This window comes from Ruegeria discodermiae (genome assembly GCF_030758345.1).
Lineage (GTDB): Bacteria > Pseudomonadota > Alphaproteobacteria > Rhodobacterales > Rhodobacteraceae > Ruegeria_C.
Genome location: NZ_JAVAMO010000077.1, coordinates 1 through 371, shown reverse-complemented (window position 1 = coordinate 371; position 371 = coordinate 1). Strand labels below are relative to the sequence as shown.

Genomic DNA, 371 nt, shown 5'->3' with positions numbered 1-371 from the left:
TCGCCCACATCCAGGAAGTTCCACCAGGCGTAATCCTCGACCGTGTCCAGCGCGCCATCGACCACCGAGAACTTGAACGTGTCATTGCCCTTGCCGCCGATCAGCGTATCCGCCCCGGCGCCGCCATCCAGCAGGTCGTTGTTATTGCCACCATCCAGCACATCGTCGCCCGACCCGCCATAGAGACTGTCGCCGCTGCCATTGCCGTTCAGAACGTCATTGCCGATATTGCCATAGAGCAGATCGCCGCCATCCCCGCCATAAAGCGTGTCATCGCCGGCCAGACCGTCAAAAATATCCGTCCCGCCACTGATCAGCGCAAGATTGTCATCATTGCCATCCGTCAACAAAACAGCCGCAGGATCAATCGG

General features: G+C 59.0%; 1 protein-coding gene. It reads right to left on the bottom strand.

Annotation, left to right across the window (positions count from 1 at the left end; translation table 11 throughout):
- The coding region (locus Q5Y75_RS28425; protein WP_306203664.1) for a calcium-binding protein at positions 1-371 on the bottom strand (371 nt) is incomplete at both ends.